Raw genomic sequence first — 15316 nt, forward strand, 5'->3', positions numbered from 1 at the left:
TGTCTGTGAATAGGGTAGTCAGTTTTTTAAAAGGTGGCCATTCGGCTACTTTCTTAACGCCATAGTAGGTCACTCATTTAATGCAATGGGTATAACACTAAAAACCGCCTTTTTTGATTTGTGGTTAAATGCTCATCAAGTAGCTGGGTAATTTTTTGCTCTGCTTGTTGTGGCTCATAGTGTTGTTTTAACTGTTTAATTTGTTGTTTGAGTTGCTCACTCAATGTTTGCCATTGCCGGCGCTGCTGCTCTAGAGCGATTAACCTTGTTGCCGCAGCATCGCCAAATTCCGCTGCCAGTTGATTATAGTCTTGTTGTTGCAGGGCATCTTTTAGCTCAGTGTTTAAAGCTTTTAGATCGTTACTGGGTTTAAGTGCCTGGGTAATACGCTCAGGTTGCTCGCCCTCTAAATTAGATAACAATTGTTGCTTTAATTCATCACTAATATGGTTGTTCTGATTAATTTCAAGTTTGGCAATTGTATAGTGCTGCCACTCATTATCATCGTTAAATAAAAGAGTGATTTCAGCTGCATTGAAGTAGCGTTGTTGAAAAGCGATCATTGCAATTAATTGTTCGCTTAGCGGCAAATGAGCGAGTTGTTGCTGCAGCTCTGCCAGCGCTATTTTAAAGCTGAGGTAGCGATTAAAGAGCTCACTATTGATTTCGCATGCAGCTAACTTTTCGCACTGTTCTAAAGCCTGCGAAGCACTAAACTCACCGGACTCTTGGCTAGCTAAAATAACGTGTTCAAAAATGCTATCGATTGCCATCGGTTGATCGACATTTGGTGGCGTTGCACTTGTAAGCTTATCGTCGCTGAGTAAAAAAATCATAGCGGTGCTAGTGATAGATATCACTAGCACTAAAATGAGCAACCGCTTCATTGTTTATAAGCCTAATTTTTTTAAGCGATTAGCATGTTGACGGTAGACTGTCAGTGGATCGGTTGCAAATAAATGATGAAAGCCAATCAGTTGATTCACTTCATCAAGGTGATTCATGCGGTAATTATCTTTTAATACATAACCTAAATGGCTACTACAACGAGAGACTAAGCCATCGTCATCGCCTGGGATCAGTATTGCAGTGATCGCCAGTGCTGCATCTGATGGGTCAAATATATTTGTTAAAGTTCGAGTACCACTCCAAGAAAAGTAATATACGCCATTACTGGCATACATAGGTCCTTGCTGGCATTGCTCAGCAGGTAGGCCTTCTGGATATTTTTGATTAAAGGCCAGCGCGCCCTCAGTGGTTAAGCTCTCCAGTGCACCAAGCGCATCTTGTGGTAACTGACTATTGTCAGAGAGTAATGCGATTAACCCGCCAAATGCATCAAAGGCTGTTTTAGCTATACCTTCTAGCTTAGATCCAGGAGTCAGTCCTTGGCGCACCACATCAGCAACAGGGCTACCAAAATTAACACCGCCAACACTGGTCGCTGAGGCAACTAAGTCGGGGCGTAGTGAGGCAACATAGCGAATACTTTGCGCACCTTGACTATGACCAATGAGATTTACTTTTGTTGTACCAGTTAGTGCAATAATCTGTTCAACTTGCTGTAGTAACTGCTCGCCTCGTTGTTCAGAACTATTCAGCGAGGATACGGCCGTGACGAAAACCTGTGCGCCATCACGACTGAGGCTTGCTGGTACCCGATAAAAATAATCGACACCTAATACATCGTCAAAACCCATCAAGCCATGTGCTAATACAATTGGGTATTTAGTTTGGGTATAGCCTGCATTAGCGCTATTACTGAAGATAAATAGCAGGCAGCATAAGTATAGAGTGGTTATTTTTTTCATGATCAGTGCTCTTTTATTGTGTGTGTTTGATCACGCTTTGAACTGCTGTTTACAGACAAAGTGTGTGGAGTTTTTATTCTAATTAGTTAATAGAGCAAATTTTGAGCTGAAATTCAATGTTAATATTAAGTTAAATTAAAATGCAATTTGTAGTATTAGTTATATGTTTATCAATTCGACTAGTTAGTACCTGTATTTAGTTTATTTATCATGGTTAGTTTGGTAAAGTCCGCGTCGTCCTCATCCTGTAGGACATCCTGTTGATGATGCACTCGAAAGGGTGCTCGTATTGATAGCTTCTCCCCAGTTTGCTATACCGGCCCAGCATTAATTTGTTGGGTCGTTTTTTTGTCTCTGTTATTTATTATGCTATTGATTGCACTTCATAGAACAAGTGATACCATTGAATCTCATTTTCATTTTGAAAGGAATGCGTGATGGTTAAATCAATTGCGATATTAGGTCTTTCGTTATCAAGCCTATTAGTCTCTGGTGTTGCCTGTGCTGACTGGCAGGTTAACAATGATCAAAGCAAAGTAAGTTTTGTGTCTATTAAGTCAAATAGTATTGCTGAAGTGCATCACTTCAAAAATGTGTCAGGTAGTTTAGCTGAAAATGGCTCTTTATCAGTCAATATTGATCTGAGCTCAGTTGAAACGATGATCCCTATTCGTAATGAACGCATGACCAAGTTGTTATTTGAAACAGCGAAGTTTCCAACCGCAACCATAACAGCTAATTTAAGCAAGCAATTAAAAGCGCTTAAGCCTGGCCAACATGTATTTAAAGGTATTAGTGCTGAACTTGATTTTCATGGTGCTAAGAAAGAGATTACAGTGGATGTTATCGCCAACTTGTCATCGCAAGGGGATATCAGCGTTTCATCAATGAGCCCAATTATCATTAATGGCGCAGACTTTGCTGTCATTGATGGCATTATGCAATTGCAAAAGTTAGCAGGTTTACCATCGATAGCAACGGCAGTACCGGTTAGTTTTTCATTAACGATGAACAAGCTTAAATAATGCACTCTTTGAATGAGCTTGCCACTGCACTTGAGCAGCCAAGCAAGCCATTTTCTCAATGGCAGCCGCAGCATTGTGGCGAGCTGCCAATTATCATCAATCAGCAAGGTGAGTGGTTATACGGTGGCAGTAAAATTACTCGTATCGCTATGGTTAAGCTGTTTGCCTCAGTTCTTTGCAAAGAGCAGGATACTTTTTACTTAAAAACACCAATCGAAAAAATAGCTATTACTGTCCATGATGCTCCCTTTATAATCGTTAATTGGCGCTTTGAAATGACAGAGCAAGGGCAAGTGTTATGTTGTGTGGATAATTTACAGCGAACTTGGCTAGTAACCTGCGAACAACCTTTAGTGGTACAAAATTATCAGGGCAATGATGTGCCGTATTTACAGTTACCGTATGGCTGTAGTGCTCGGGTATCAAGAAGTGTGTTTTATCAGTGGGCAGAAATAGCACAAGCTGATAAGCAAGGCTATTTCATTCAATCTGCGGGTCAGCGTTTTTACTTAAACGTGTGATTAAGCATCTGATTCAGGCGTTTGTTCAACATCAGTAGGTGGTATTGCAACAATTGGCCCTAGGAACCATTCATCTAATTTCTTAGCGACTTCAGGTAATCCTGTGCCTTTTAAAGATGAAAACGCATGAACGGTAATATCACCTTCTAAGTTGCTTAACTCACGACGAACTTGCAGCACCTGTGCTTTACGTGCACCTTGCTTTAGTTTGTCGGCTTTAGTTAACAGTGCCAATACTGGGATTTCACTACCAATTGCCCAATTAATTAAATCGCGGTCTAAATCTTTAAGAGGATGACGAATATCCATTAAGATCACGATACCTTTTAAACTTTGACGTTTTTGCAGGTATTCACCTAATGACTTTTGCCATTTCTTTTTCATTTCGATCGGTACCTTAGCAAAACCATAGCCAGGTAAATCGATTAGACGCATATCATCAACATCGGCTAATTCAAATGTGTTGATCAGTTGCGTACGGCCAGGGGTTTTACTCGTACGTGCCAGCTTTTGGTCTGTTAATGCATTAAGAGCACTAGACTTACCGGCGTTGGAGCGGCCAGCAAAGGCAACTTCAATTCCCGTATCAGCAGGCAATTTAGTGATATCTGGAGCGCTGGTAACGAACGACGCAGTGTTATATTTGATACGAGATTTGAGCACAGGCTCTCCTAGAAACTTAATTAAGTATTACAGCGAGTAAACTTTACTTAATTAAAGTTCACTTAAGGGGCGCATTTTATACTATTACTACACTATTAAAAAGCGGATTTAGACTAAGATAGCAGCCTAAAATCAACAAAAATGATACGGCTAAAGCTTAATCTAGGTCAAAACCCTATAATTTATAAGTTTAATATGAGTAGAAAACGTGCCAGAGAATTTATTATCGTGTAGAATATGTAAATCACAACATCCATATTGTAGATGATACAGGGTCGGAAACAGAGAATTCACCATGAAAAAAATAGCACTATCTTTAACTATATTGCTTGGTGCGTTGTCAGCAAGCAACGCAACAGCATTTGATGGCGATGTAAACGCAGGTAAAGAAAAATCAGCAACGTGTGCGGCTTGTCACGGCCCAGACGGTAACGCGCCGGTTAATATCTACCCAAAACTTGCAGGCCAACACGCGGATTATATTTATAAGCAACTTACTGAATTGAAGTTAGGTATGACTTCAGGTGGTAAAGAGGGTCGTATGGATCCAGTCATGAGCGCGATGGCAATGCCATTGAACGATCAAGACATGAAAGATTTGGCTGCTTATTTTTCGTCACTTAACATGTCAGAAGGTGCAACACCTAAAGATATCGTTGACGTTGGCGCCATGCTTTATAAAGCAGGTGACGCAGAACGTGGTATTCCAGCATGCGCAGCATGTCATGGCCCACGTGGTAATGGCTCATCATTAGCTAAGTTTCCAAAAATTTCTTTTCAACATCCAGAATACATCAAGTCACAACTTGAGAAATTCCGTGATGGTGTGCGTCATAATGATTTAAATGGCATGATGCAAGATATTGCCACCAAGCTAACAGACAAAGATATCGAAGTGCTTTCTAAGTACTTAGGTGGACTACACTAAAGTAGTATAGATTAGTTTTATTATTAATCCTAAAATCTATAGTGGTTACAAAAAGCAGCGTAAGCTGCTTTTTTTGTATTTGTGTTTTGTCGATATTACCTCTTTCCTTGTAAGACATTGACCATACCTTGCTGTAAGCTAAATCCTATTTTTATTTTTGTTTTTATCATAACTTATTGTAATTTAATGTTTTGGTTATGTTGCAATTTGTATTGCGTAAGAAAAATTATATAAATTAGTTGTAACAAAATTATTAATGCGTAAATTAACCCCTGTCGCTGAAACAATAAGAACAAAATGGACTAAACTACACGGAAAGTAGTGTGACGTGATTATCGGGGATAAGACATCGGTTGATGTCACCGAAGGAATATTAAAAAAGAGTCAATGAAGACCGAGAATAATAAAATCTCACGGAAGTTTAAAATAAAAACAAAATGGAATGCTACACGGAAGGTAAAAATAATAACAACATGGAACAACAAAAATAATAACAATAATAAAGACTAAAAAGTCGAAGGGAGAAGTGTCCAGTTAAATGGCGCTCAGATTAGCAGGCGGTAGAGATGTTTTCTCTACCGCCTTTTTATTTGTCCTGTTACAATAGCCATCGTTTATACTTAAATGTATAGAAAGTGCGCAAGTAGTCGAGTTACCCAACCTCAATCCGCACAAACCGAATTCTTCTGGCAAGGCCAGCATCGCAACGCCAAAATGCGCGTTGCTCAAAACCTCTTAAGTGAGATGATCAAGATATGAGTAGAACTAAAAAGTCACGTAAAATCCCGTCTAACGGTCCTGTTCGTTTAAGCAAAGATAAGCTTAAAGAAATGCGTGCATTGAAAGAACAACGCGTTAAAAAGACCAAAGGTGCAAAGCCAGGTTCACGTAATTCGATAGACGCTTTACAGCCTGAGAGTAATAGTAATCAGCAACATAAAGACAAACGTGTTGGTAGTAAAAAACCAATCCCTTTAATTGCCGTTGCAGCTGAACCAGTTATTGAGCTTAAACGTAACTTGAAGCCACAAGTTGAACTGAAAAAAGTAGTTCAGCCTGAGCTTTCACCAGAGCAAGAATTAGAAGCGCTAGAAAATGACGAGCGCTTATTGAAGCTGGTTGAGTTACATGAAAGTGGCCAGTTATTAACAGGTAAAGATGCTAAATACTTCAACAGCCGTATTGCACGTCATCAAGTGTTATGTGAATTGCTTGGTATTGAAGACGAAGCTGACGATTTTGATGATGAAGAGTTTAGCGAAGAAGCTAATAGTGACTTTGATCATTACTTGTCGAATGATTTAGCCAATGAATGGTTAGATGACGAGGACGATAAATAATGAACATAATGATCTTGGCTCTGTGTGTTGGCGCTGTGATCATTGCGGGGCTGGCATTTTATGCTGGCCAATTACTGTATAAACTCAGTGCGCAAAAAAAACTGATCGCGAAAGAGCAGGTAAAGCAGCAAGCTAAGTTAGCTAAGTCACGCTTAGAGCGTAATGCCAAGCTCGCAGACAGCATTCATTTAATCGCCCGTGCTATGCACCAAGAGCAATGTGAGTTCTCAGAAGGGAGTTTGCGTATTTGGGTGCTAATGTCGCAATACAGCTTTGAGGATGACGAAGACCTTCCTGGGCGTTATCCAGGCATATTTGCGATGTATGAAGTGGTAAAAGAAATGCCAACTCATGACGCTCGTAAAAAATATTCGAAAAAAGAAATATTTAAACAAGACAGCGCTCGCTGGCGTGCTGAAGAAACTCATGCAGAGCAAATTAAAGCTGACTGTGAGAAAATCATTGAAGAGTTTAAAGCAGCCCCTGGTAGCGAAAACGTGGTGTTTAACTAATTTTACAGTATCAATAAAAAAGCAGACCTCGGTCTGCTTTTTTTATGCTTGTGCGCTCAGATTAAATTACCCGAGAGAACCGAGTCGCGTTAATCTGTTTTTGTAAATGAGCATCAAAACACATACAAATGATACGAATAAACAAATTGCCGCGTGCTGTGACGGTTATTAAGTCTGCATCGATAGTCACCATGCCATCTGCTATTAGCGGCTCAAGAGCTTGCAGTGAGCTGGCAAAGTAATCTTTAAAGTCGAGTTGATAGGTATTAGCAATACTTTGCATATTCAGTTCAAAGTGGCAAATAAGCTGTTTGATCACATCAGCGCGAATAACGTCATCATTATCAAGTTTCATACCTTTGCTGATTGCACTGCCAAGCTGATTATCAATCGCGTGATAGTAATGCTTTAACTCTTTTTGATTTTGCAAAATAGCAGTGCCAATTTGTGAAATTGATGACACCCCTAAACCCAGTAAATCACAGTCACCATGAGTGGTGTAGCCTTGAAAATTACGATGTAATTGCTGACTATTTTGTGCAATAGCTAACTCATTACTGGTTTTTGCAAAGTGATCCATACCAATAAACTGATAACCTGCGTTACTCATTTGTTCTAAGGTATTCTTAAACATGGTGAGCTTATCGTGAGCGCTAGGTAAATCTGCATCCTTAATTTTTCGCTGAGCGGCAAAGCGATCCGGTAAGTGCGCGTAATTAAATACCGAAACACGATCAGGACTAAGGGCAATTAATTGCTCAATAGTCTCTTTAAAGCTCTCAGGGGTTTGCAGTGGTAAGCCATAAATCATATCTGCATTAATTGATTTGAAGCCGAGTTCACGCGCTTCACCAATCAAACTTTTTACTGCATCAGCACTTTGTGGACGGTTAACGGCAAGCTGTACATCATCATTAAAGTCTTGAATGCCAAATGATACACGGTTAAAGCCAAGGCTACACAAGTGGCTGAGCATGTCAGTTGCCAGTGAGCGAGGGTCTATTTCAATGCCACGCTCCGCATCGGGAGCAAACTTAAAGTGCAGCTCAAGTAGCGCGATTAAACGGCTCATTTGGCTGGTTGTTAAAAAATTGGGCGTGCCACCTCCTAAATGCAGTTGCTGTACTTGATAGCTATCAAATAGCAGCGCTTGAGCGATGATTTCTTTTTCAAGATAATCTAGGTATAAGTCAGCTTTTGATTGATGGCGGGTTATTACTTTATTACAGCCACAGTAATAGCAAAGCTGACTGCAAAACGGAATGTGGATATATAAAGATAAGCTGCGACTGTTTGATGAGTTAATTGCACTGATCAAGTCTTGTTGTTGATAGCCATCATTAAACGACAATGCAGTGGGGTAGGAGGTGTATCTTGGTCCAGACACATTGTACTTATTTATTAAGCTTTGATCCCATTTGGGTAAATTAATCATCACGCGCACCTTTTATATCATTTTCGTTAGTATAAAAAGGATGCGTCGAGGGAATATTGATCTACAACAAAAAAGAGTGCCAGAGCACTCTTTTGCTTATCAATATTGGCTTACTTAAGCTTAAACTGATTAACGGTTTTATTTAGTAAGCTGGCAAGCTCGTTAAGGTCCCTGGCTTCATCAGCAAGCTCAAGGGCATGATCTGCAGTGCTGTTCACTAAGTGATTAATTGCCGCTAAACTATTATTTATATCTTCGGCAACCACCGTTTGTTGCTCGGTTGAGGTGGCAATGTGATGACTTTGATCTTGTACTTTAGTCACTGAGTCAGCAATGTTTTGCAATGCATCTAGTACTTCTTGAGTTTGCGTAACCGAGCTTTGCGCGCGCTCTTGTCCTTGTTGCATCATAGTTGAAGCTTGCTGTGCAATTTGCTGTAAGCGTGAGATCATGTTGCGAATATCATCAGTTGACTCTTGTGTGCGACTGGCCAACGAGCGAACTTCATCGGCTACGACCGCAAAGCCACGGCCTTGCTCACCAGCACGGGCGGCTTCAATTGCAGCGTTCAGCGCCAGCAAATTGGTTTGCTCTGCAATGGAATTGATCACATCAACTACGGCGCCGATGTTACCACTTTCTTGCTCTAGGCCTGCGACCACTTTAGCAGCTTCGCCAATATGGTCAGCTAAGGCGGTCATCACGCTTTGTGCATTTTGCGAGCGAGTGGCGCCATCTGCGGTGATCTGTTGGACTTCCTCAGCTGCATTGTTGGTGTGTTGTGCATTACGCGAGATCTCCATAACCGTGGTCGCCATTTCGGTTACTGCAGCGCTAACACTATCAACCTGCTGTTTTTCTTGTTGAATTTCGTCATTAGTTTGTTGCGAAACCGATTTTAATTGTGCCGCCGCATCGGTAAGTTGTTCAGCCTGTGCTGCGGTATTAAGCATCATAACGCGTAATTTATCGATAAAGGTATTCATATGATGAGCTAACTGGCCAACTTCATCTTTGCTATCAATAGTAATTTTTTGGGTTAAATCGCCATCCCCAGAAGCAATATCGCGCATGATATGGGTCAAGGTGATGATCGGCTGTGAGATCATTTTTGTAGCCCATAAAATCATTGCCATGATGATTAATAAAATAATAATGACCGAGCTGGTGGTGGTCATGACCGCGTCATTTACTGGCTCATCAATCATAGTGCGTGGCACTAAAATACCCACGTACCAGTTTAGATAAGGATGCTCTAATTGTAAGCGGTTATAAACCACAAAGTACTCTTGTCCTTGTAAGGTTACCTTGGCATCACCAGCGACGTTATTTTTCATTTGCTGGTTGAGCGAACTGAAGCCTTGCGTGTCGCTAAATTGTTTTTCTAGTACTTCTAAGCCTTCTTTACCGTTAGGGCCTTCATCGGTGATTGAAAGTTTATGGTTGGTACGTTTTGAGAAATGCACCACTTTTTGGTCGCCATCGAGTAAAAAGCCAAAACCTTGACCGTTAAAACGAATATCTTCGACCATTTTATTGATTTTATTCAGTTGTAAATCTACGCCACCAAAACCAATTAGTTCGCGTTGCTTATTATAAACAGGCTGTTGCACAACCGCAGAGGCATTACCTGTGGTTAAATCAACTGAAATGGGCCCGACATATAAACGGTTAATTTTTAATGCATCTTGCCACCAACCACGTTTATAAGCGTAATACGGCTGGCCATTATAGTGGGTAGTACGTTCATGCTCTTTAAAATATTCACCGGTTTTGGCGGAGGCAAAAAATGCCGAGAGAATATTTTCATCATTGCCACTAATGCGTATAAAGTCTTGATTTACTTCTTCGTAGCCTGGCGCGCCTTGGAGTGTTTGGTCGCGTTTATCCCATGCGTCAAACCAGTTAACGAGATGAGGATTATTCACAAAAGTCTCTACAACTTTGCCATATTGAGCAAAATAGCTCTGCATTGACAGCTGTTCGCTTTGTAAGTAGCTGTATGCTTCACGTTCAATACTTTGACGAGACAAGGCGGCGATATGGTTCACAAAGTAAGCCGAGGCAATAAGTAACAGCACACTGATAGTGCCACCAATTAATAACAGGATTTTTTTTCGTAATGATAGATTTCGTAACATAAGTGCACACATTCTTATTATTTAGTAGAGTAAGCACTCTTATCTAATCATATCTTTATCTTAATCGCTATTGTGTGCGATGAGAGAAGTGAACAAATTTCTATTTAATTGTAAGGGTGATGTTACGTGGCGGGTACAAATAAAGACCAATTAATAGTATTGGGCGCAGGTTGGTTGGGTCAGCCATTGTGCTTACAACAGCTCGCAAAAGGTTGGGATGTTCAAGGCACCCATCGCAGCGCAGAGCATCAACATGCTTTTCAGCGCCAGTTAGTATTTGCAGATCAGCAATTAGCTCATCAACTAGATTTACATAATGCGTGGTGGGTGTGTGCTATACCACCACGTAGTCGCCACGCTGATAGCCATTATTTAGCCACGTTAAAATTAGCCATTGAACTGGCAGGCACCATGAATGCAAAAGGCTTTTTGTTGTGTTCATCAACGGCTGTGTATGCTCAAGATAATCTAACCTATACAGAGCAAAGTGAGATTAAAGTAAGCACTGCACGCCAACAGCCATTAATTGATGCTGAGCAACTGGTATTAAATGCGGGTGGAAAAGTACTTAGACTCGGTGGTTTAATTGGGCCAGAGCGAGAGCCTGGGCGTTTTGTGGCAGGCAAAGAACTACAAAGTTCGAGCAACCAAACCGTTAATATGGTGCAGCAACAAGATGTTATTAATGCGATTGTTACTGTGTTGGAGAATTGGCAAGTTGCAGCGCCAATTTACAATGTAGTCAATCCAGCTCATCCAACCAAAGCAGATTACTATCAGCAAAAATGCCAGCAATACGGAACAACCCCTCCTACATTTACGAGTGACGAAAGCGCCGAACGCATCATTGATGGTTCGGCTATTGAGTCACTTGGTTTTAACTATCAGTTTGCTATTTAAAACGACGGTAATACGCCTTTAGGTAATAAATTACACAACTCACCTTGCTGTAATAATAAATTAGCTGCTTCGATATCTGGGCCAAAATAACGGTCTTTATCGTAGTAGCTCACTTTTGTGCGCAGTGTTGCTTTAGCTTGTTCAACTTTGGCTGATGCCTGCAATGGCTTTCTAAATTCTAACCCTTGCGCAGATGCCAACCATTCAATTGCCAGTACGCCTTGCGTGTTATCAGCCATTTCTTGCAGACGACGTGCTGCAAAAGTTGCCATAGAAACATGGTCTTCTTGGTTCGCTGAAGTTGGTAAGCTATCCACAGAAGCAGGGTGCGCCAATGATTTATTTTCAGACGCTAATGCTGCTGCGGTTACTTGTGCAATCATAAAGCCTGAATTAACGCCGCCGTTTTCAACTAAGAAAGGTGGCAACTTTGATAAGTTTGAATCAATCAGTAACGCAATACGACGCTCAGCTAGTGCACCAATTTCGGCAATCGCTAATGCTAAATTGTCGGCTGCCATAGCCACAGGCTCGGCGTGGAAGTTACCTCCCGAAATAATATCGCCTACATCAGCAAATACTAATGGGTTGTCGGTTACACCATTAGATTCACACAACAACACTTCGGCGGCTTGGCGAATTTGTGTTAAGCATGCACCAAGTACTTGTGGCTGACAGCGTAGGCAATACGGGTCTTGTACTTTTTCACAATCCACATGAGCTTCGCTGATCTGTGAATGTTCACCGAGCATATCGCGAAACATTGCCGCGGTATCGATTTGACCAAGTTGGCCACGAATTTCATGAATACGTGCATCAAATGGCGAACGACTTCCCATTGCAGCTTCAATACTAATTGAGCCAATCGCGCAGCTTTGTGCATATAAATCCTCGGCCCGAAATAGCCCTTGAAGCGCAAATGCGGTAGAGGCTTGAGTGCCATTTAACAAAGCCAAGCCTTCTTTAGCGGCCAGTGTTAATGGCTCAAGACCGGCTATTTTAAGACCGTCAGCAGCGCTAATGAGTTTACCTTGATAGCGCATTTCGCCTTCGCCGAGCAGTGGTAAACACATATGTGAAAGTGGCGCTAAATCGCCAGATGCACCTACCGAGCCTTTTTTTGGCACGCATGGATAGACTTGTGCAGCAAGTAACTGCATAAAGAATTCGATCACTTTTAGGCGAATGCCAGAAAAGCCACGTGATAATGAATTAATTTTCAATACCATCATCAATCGTACTGTGCTGTCATCCATATAAGCACCGATGCCCGCAGCATGGGAAAGTACAATGGATCGCTGGAGTAACTCTAATTCATGTTCAGCAATTTTAGTATTGGCGAGTAAGCCAAAACCGGTATTAATGCCATATACCGTTCTGTGTTGATCAATCACGTCTTGCACGGTTTGTGCACTGGCTGCTATTTTTATCTCGCTATCTTTGGCGAGCGTTAACGTCACTGGTGATAAATTAATTTGACGCAGTGTTGCTAAATCGAGCTTTCCAGGTGTTAGGGTGAGTTTAAACATGATTATTCCTTATTTAACATTGGCAGGTCGAGGCCTTGCTCGGTCGCACAATTAATTGCAATATCGTAACCTGCATCCGCGTGGCGCATAACGCCCGTTGCAGGATCATTCCATAATACGCGGCCAACCCGCGCAGCTGCTTCGTCGGTGCCATCAGCAACAATGACTACGCCAGAATGTTGGCTAAAGCCCATACCTACACCACCACCATGATGAAGTGACACCCATGTTGCACCTCCTGCGGTATTCAGTAATGCATTAAGTAATGGCCAATCTGATACTGCATCTGAGCCGTCTTTCATTGCTTCGGTTTCACGGTTTGGACTCGCAACTGAGCCTGAGTCTAAATGGTCACGGCCGATCACAATCGGTGCTTTAAGCTCACCATTTTTGACCATCTCATTAAACGCCAGCGCTAAACGAGCGCGGTCTTTTAAGCCAACCCAGCAAATACGAGCAGGTAAGCCCTGGAATTGAATACGTTCACGAGCCATATCAAGCCAGTTATGTAAGTGTTTGTCGTCAGGAATAAGCTCTTTCACTTTTGCGTCGGTTTTATAAATATCTTCAGGATCGCCTGATAATGCCACCCAACGGAATGGACCAATTCCTTCGCAAAATAATGGACGAATATAAGCTGGCACAAAACCTGGGAAATCAAAGGCATTTGTTACGCCTTCGTCAAATGCCATTTGACGAATGTTATTGCCGTAGTCAGTTGTTGCAGCACCAGCTTGTTGTAGTGCTAACATTGCGTTGACTTGCACAGCCATCGATTGCTTAGCTGCTTTGACAACCGCTTGTGGATCTTGTTCACGCATTTTAGCCGCGTGTTGCATGCTCCAACCTTGCGGTAAATAGCCATTCAACGGGTCGTGAGCAGAGGTTTGATCGGTCACTACATCGGGAGTAATAGCTCGGTTAACAAGCTCACTAAATACATCAGCGGCATTACCAAGTAAGCCGACTGACAGCGCTTCGCCTTTGCCACACGCCTCGTTGATAAGCTCCAGTGCATGATCTAAATCGGTTGCTTTAACATCCACATAGCGGGTTTTGATCCGAAAATCGATACGCGTTTCATCGCATTCAACTACGAGTGCGCTAAATCCCGCCATGGTTGCCGCAAGTGGCTGCGCGCCGCCCATACCGCCTAAGCCACCGGTTAGCACCCACTTTCCAGCAGCGTCACCATTAAAATGTTGTTTTGCCATCGCTACAAAGGTTTCGTAGGTACCTTGTACTATGCCTTGTGATCCAATGTAGATCCATGATCCCGCAGTCATTTGCCCATACATCATCAAACCAAGTTTATCGAGCTCGTTAAAATGCTCCCAATTAGCCCAGTGAGGTACTAAGTTTGAGTTGGCAATTAATACTCGCGGTGCATTACTGTGAGTTTTAAATACCCCAACAGGTTTGCCTGATTGTACGAGTAGCGTTTCGTCGTCTTCGAGTCTGTCGAGAGTTTCGATGATTTTATCAAAGCAAGGCCAATCACGCGCTGCACGACCAATCCCACCGTACACAACTAAAGCATGTGGATGTTCGGCTACTTCAGGATCTAAATTATTCATTAACATGCGCTTAGCTGCTTCGGTGAGCCAGCTCTTAGCGCTGATTTTATCGCCGTGTGGGGCGCGGATAACGCGAGATTCATCAAGTCTGTTGTTCATAGATTACTCCTGTTGTATATACAAGCTTATTGGTTTCAAAAAATACGCTGTTAAGCGCATCATTTTGATTTTTATATTCTTTCTAATGTTATTTTTTACATATTACTTTTTAAAAGTTAAATGTCCGCCTAAGCGATACTTACTACCCGGTGATACTAAGCGGGCAAAACTAACAATCCCAGATGATGACCAAGTACGCCTAATCACCTGTAAGCATGGCTCTTCATGGTATAAATTAAGCCATTGGCACATTTCGCTGTTAGGCATTATTGCTTCTACCGTATGGCGCGCTTCAGTTAATGGTGCGACGCTCGATAAATATTCGTGCGGAGTTAACGCAGTAAAATCTTGTTGAAGGTAGCTTGTTGCTAGGGCCGGGTTAACAAAGCGCTCCTCAACTTGCAGTGGCTGTTCGTTTTCGTTATGCACTAATACACTGCGATACACCACGCTATCTACTTCAACACCCAGTGCAATCGCAATTGGCGCAATGGCGCTGATAGATTCAAGCACTAATACTGTACAGCTGTAATTGCCGTTACGGGCTTTGACTTCATCTGCTATATTTTTAATTTCAAGCAATGATGATTGTGATTTAAAACTGGCAACAAACGTGCCTAAACCTTGGCTACGAGTAAGAATACCTGCTTCGGTTAATTCGCTTAACGCTCGGCGCGCAGTCATTCGACTAACACTAAATTGTTCGGCCAATTCATTTTCAGAAGCCACACGTTGGTTTTCAAGCCATGCGCCGCTGCGGATATTATCAACAATAAATTGCTTTATTTGTGCGAACTTAGGTGTCGTCATTAAATTATTATGGTCTTTTAAATTT

14 protein-coding genes are annotated in these 15316 nt (G+C 41.9%); 6 read left to right on the forward strand and 8 right to left on the reverse strand.

Features of this window, described 5'->3' with window-relative positions:
- Positions 1–77: 77 nt before the first annotated feature.
- Positions 78–887 carry a lipase chaperone gene (locus PSR9079_RS17380; RefSeq protein WP_149982605.1) on the reverse strand — a complete coding sequence of 270 codons (810 nt, stop codon included), beginning with the start codon at positions 885–887 and terminating at the stop codon, positions 78–80.
- 3 nt (positions 888–890) lie between these two features.
- Positions 891–1811 carry a lipase family alpha/beta hydrolase gene (locus PSR9079_RS17385; RefSeq protein WP_149982606.1) on the reverse strand — a complete coding sequence of 307 codons (921 nt, stop codon included), beginning with the start codon at positions 1809–1811 and terminating at the stop codon, positions 891–893.
- Between the two features lie 437 nt (positions 1812–2248).
- Between PSR9079_RS17385 and PSR9079_RS17390 the strand changes: the two genes are divergently transcribed.
- Both PSR9079_RS17390 and PSR9079_RS17395 read left to right on the forward strand, forming a co-directional pair.
- Entirely contained in the window at positions 2249–2836 is a 588-nt protein-coding gene (locus PSR9079_RS17390) for a YceI family protein (protein WP_149982607.1), read from the forward strand.
- A complete protein-coding gene (locus PSR9079_RS17395) occupies positions 2836–3357 on the forward strand; it encodes a DUF1285 domain-containing protein (RefSeq protein WP_149982608.1) in 522 nt (173 codons plus the stop codon). Before PSR9079_RS17390 ends, PSR9079_RS17395 begins: the two co-directional genes overlap by 1 nt.
- Here the strand turns inward: PSR9079_RS17395 and yihA are convergent, their stop codons facing one another.
- The gene (gene yihA, locus PSR9079_RS17400; protein WP_149982609.1) at positions 3358–4020 is read right to left on the reverse strand and encodes a ribosome biogenesis GTP-binding protein YihA/YsxC; all 663 of its coding nucleotides are present in this window, start codon (positions 4018–4020) and stop codon (positions 3358–3360) included. It lies immediately after the preceding gene.
- A gap of 295 nt (positions 4021–4315) precedes the next feature.
- On the opposite strand from yihA, the gene PSR9079_RS17405 reads away from it, so the two are divergent.
- The 3 genes from PSR9079_RS17405 to PSR9079_RS17415 all read left to right on the forward strand — a co-directional run bounded on the left by PSR9079_RS17405 (position 4316) and on the right by PSR9079_RS17415 (position 6800).
- The gene (locus tag PSR9079_RS17405; RefSeq protein ID WP_149982610.1) at positions 4316–4948 is read left to right on the forward strand and encodes a c-type cytochrome; all 633 of its coding nucleotides are present in this window, start codon (positions 4316–4318) and stop codon (positions 4946–4948) included.
- A gap of 755 nt (positions 4949–5703) precedes the next feature.
- Positions 5704–6288, forward strand: coding sequence for a Der GTPase-activating protein YihI (gene yihI, locus PSR9079_RS17410; protein ID WP_145238440.1), 585 nt, complete (start codon positions 5704–5706; stop codon positions 6286–6288).
- The gene (locus tag PSR9079_RS17415; protein WP_404675752.1) at positions 6288–6800 is read left to right on the forward strand and encodes a DUF2489 domain-containing protein; all 513 of its coding nucleotides are present in this window, start codon (positions 6288–6290) and stop codon (positions 6798–6800) included. The genes yihI and PSR9079_RS17415 overlap by 1 nt, the downstream gene beginning before the upstream one ends.
- 61 nt (positions 6801–6861) lie before the next feature.
- Here PSR9079_RS17415 and hemN read toward each other — a convergent pair whose 3' ends face one another.
- Both hemN and PSR9079_RS17425 read right to left on the reverse strand, forming a co-directional pair.
- Positions 6862–8235 carry an oxygen-independent coproporphyrinogen III oxidase gene (gene hemN, locus PSR9079_RS17420; RefSeq protein ID WP_149982612.1) on the reverse strand — a complete coding sequence of 458 codons (1374 nt, stop codon included), beginning with the start codon at positions 8233–8235 and terminating at the stop codon, positions 6862–6864.
- Between the two features lie 110 nt (positions 8236–8345).
- On the reverse strand, positions 8346–10376 hold the full coding sequence (locus PSR9079_RS17425) for a methyl-accepting chemotaxis protein (protein ID WP_149982613.1): 2031 nt from the start codon (positions 10374–10376) through the stop codon (positions 8346–8348).
- Positions 10377–10502: 126 nt separating this feature from the next.
- On the opposite strand from PSR9079_RS17425, the gene PSR9079_RS17430 reads away from it, so the two are divergent.
- Entirely contained in the window at positions 10503–11276 is a 774-nt protein-coding gene (locus PSR9079_RS17430) for a Rossmann-fold NAD(P)-binding domain-containing protein (RefSeq protein ID WP_149982614.1), read from the forward strand.
- On the opposite strand, the gene hutH is transcribed toward PSR9079_RS17430, so the two are convergent.
- From hutH to hutC, 3 genes are all read right to left on the reverse strand, one after another.
- Positions 11273–12805, reverse strand: coding sequence for a histidine ammonia-lyase (hutH, locus tag PSR9079_RS17435; RefSeq protein WP_145238455.1), 1533 nt, complete (start codon positions 12803–12805; stop codon positions 11273–11275). The two genes, PSR9079_RS17430 and hutH, sit on opposite strands and share 4 nt — an antisense overlap.
- Before the next feature lie 2 nt (positions 12806–12807).
- Entirely contained in the window at positions 12808–14481 is a 1674-nt protein-coding gene (gene hutU, locus PSR9079_RS17440) for a urocanate hydratase (RefSeq protein ID WP_145238458.1), read from the reverse strand.
- Between the two features lie 102 nt (positions 14482–14583).
- Positions 14584–15291 (reverse strand): histidine utilization transcriptional repressor HutC, encoded by a 708-nt coding sequence (hutC, locus tag PSR9079_RS17445; protein ID WP_149982615.1) that lies wholly within the window; start codon positions 15289–15291, stop codon positions 14584–14586.
- Between the last annotated feature and the right edge of the window lie 25 nt (positions 15292–15316).

Source organism: Pseudoalteromonas rhizosphaerae (assembly GCF_902498845.1).
Classification (GTDB): domain Bacteria; phylum Pseudomonadota; class Gammaproteobacteria; order Enterobacterales; family Alteromonadaceae; genus Pseudoalteromonas; species Pseudoalteromonas rhizosphaerae.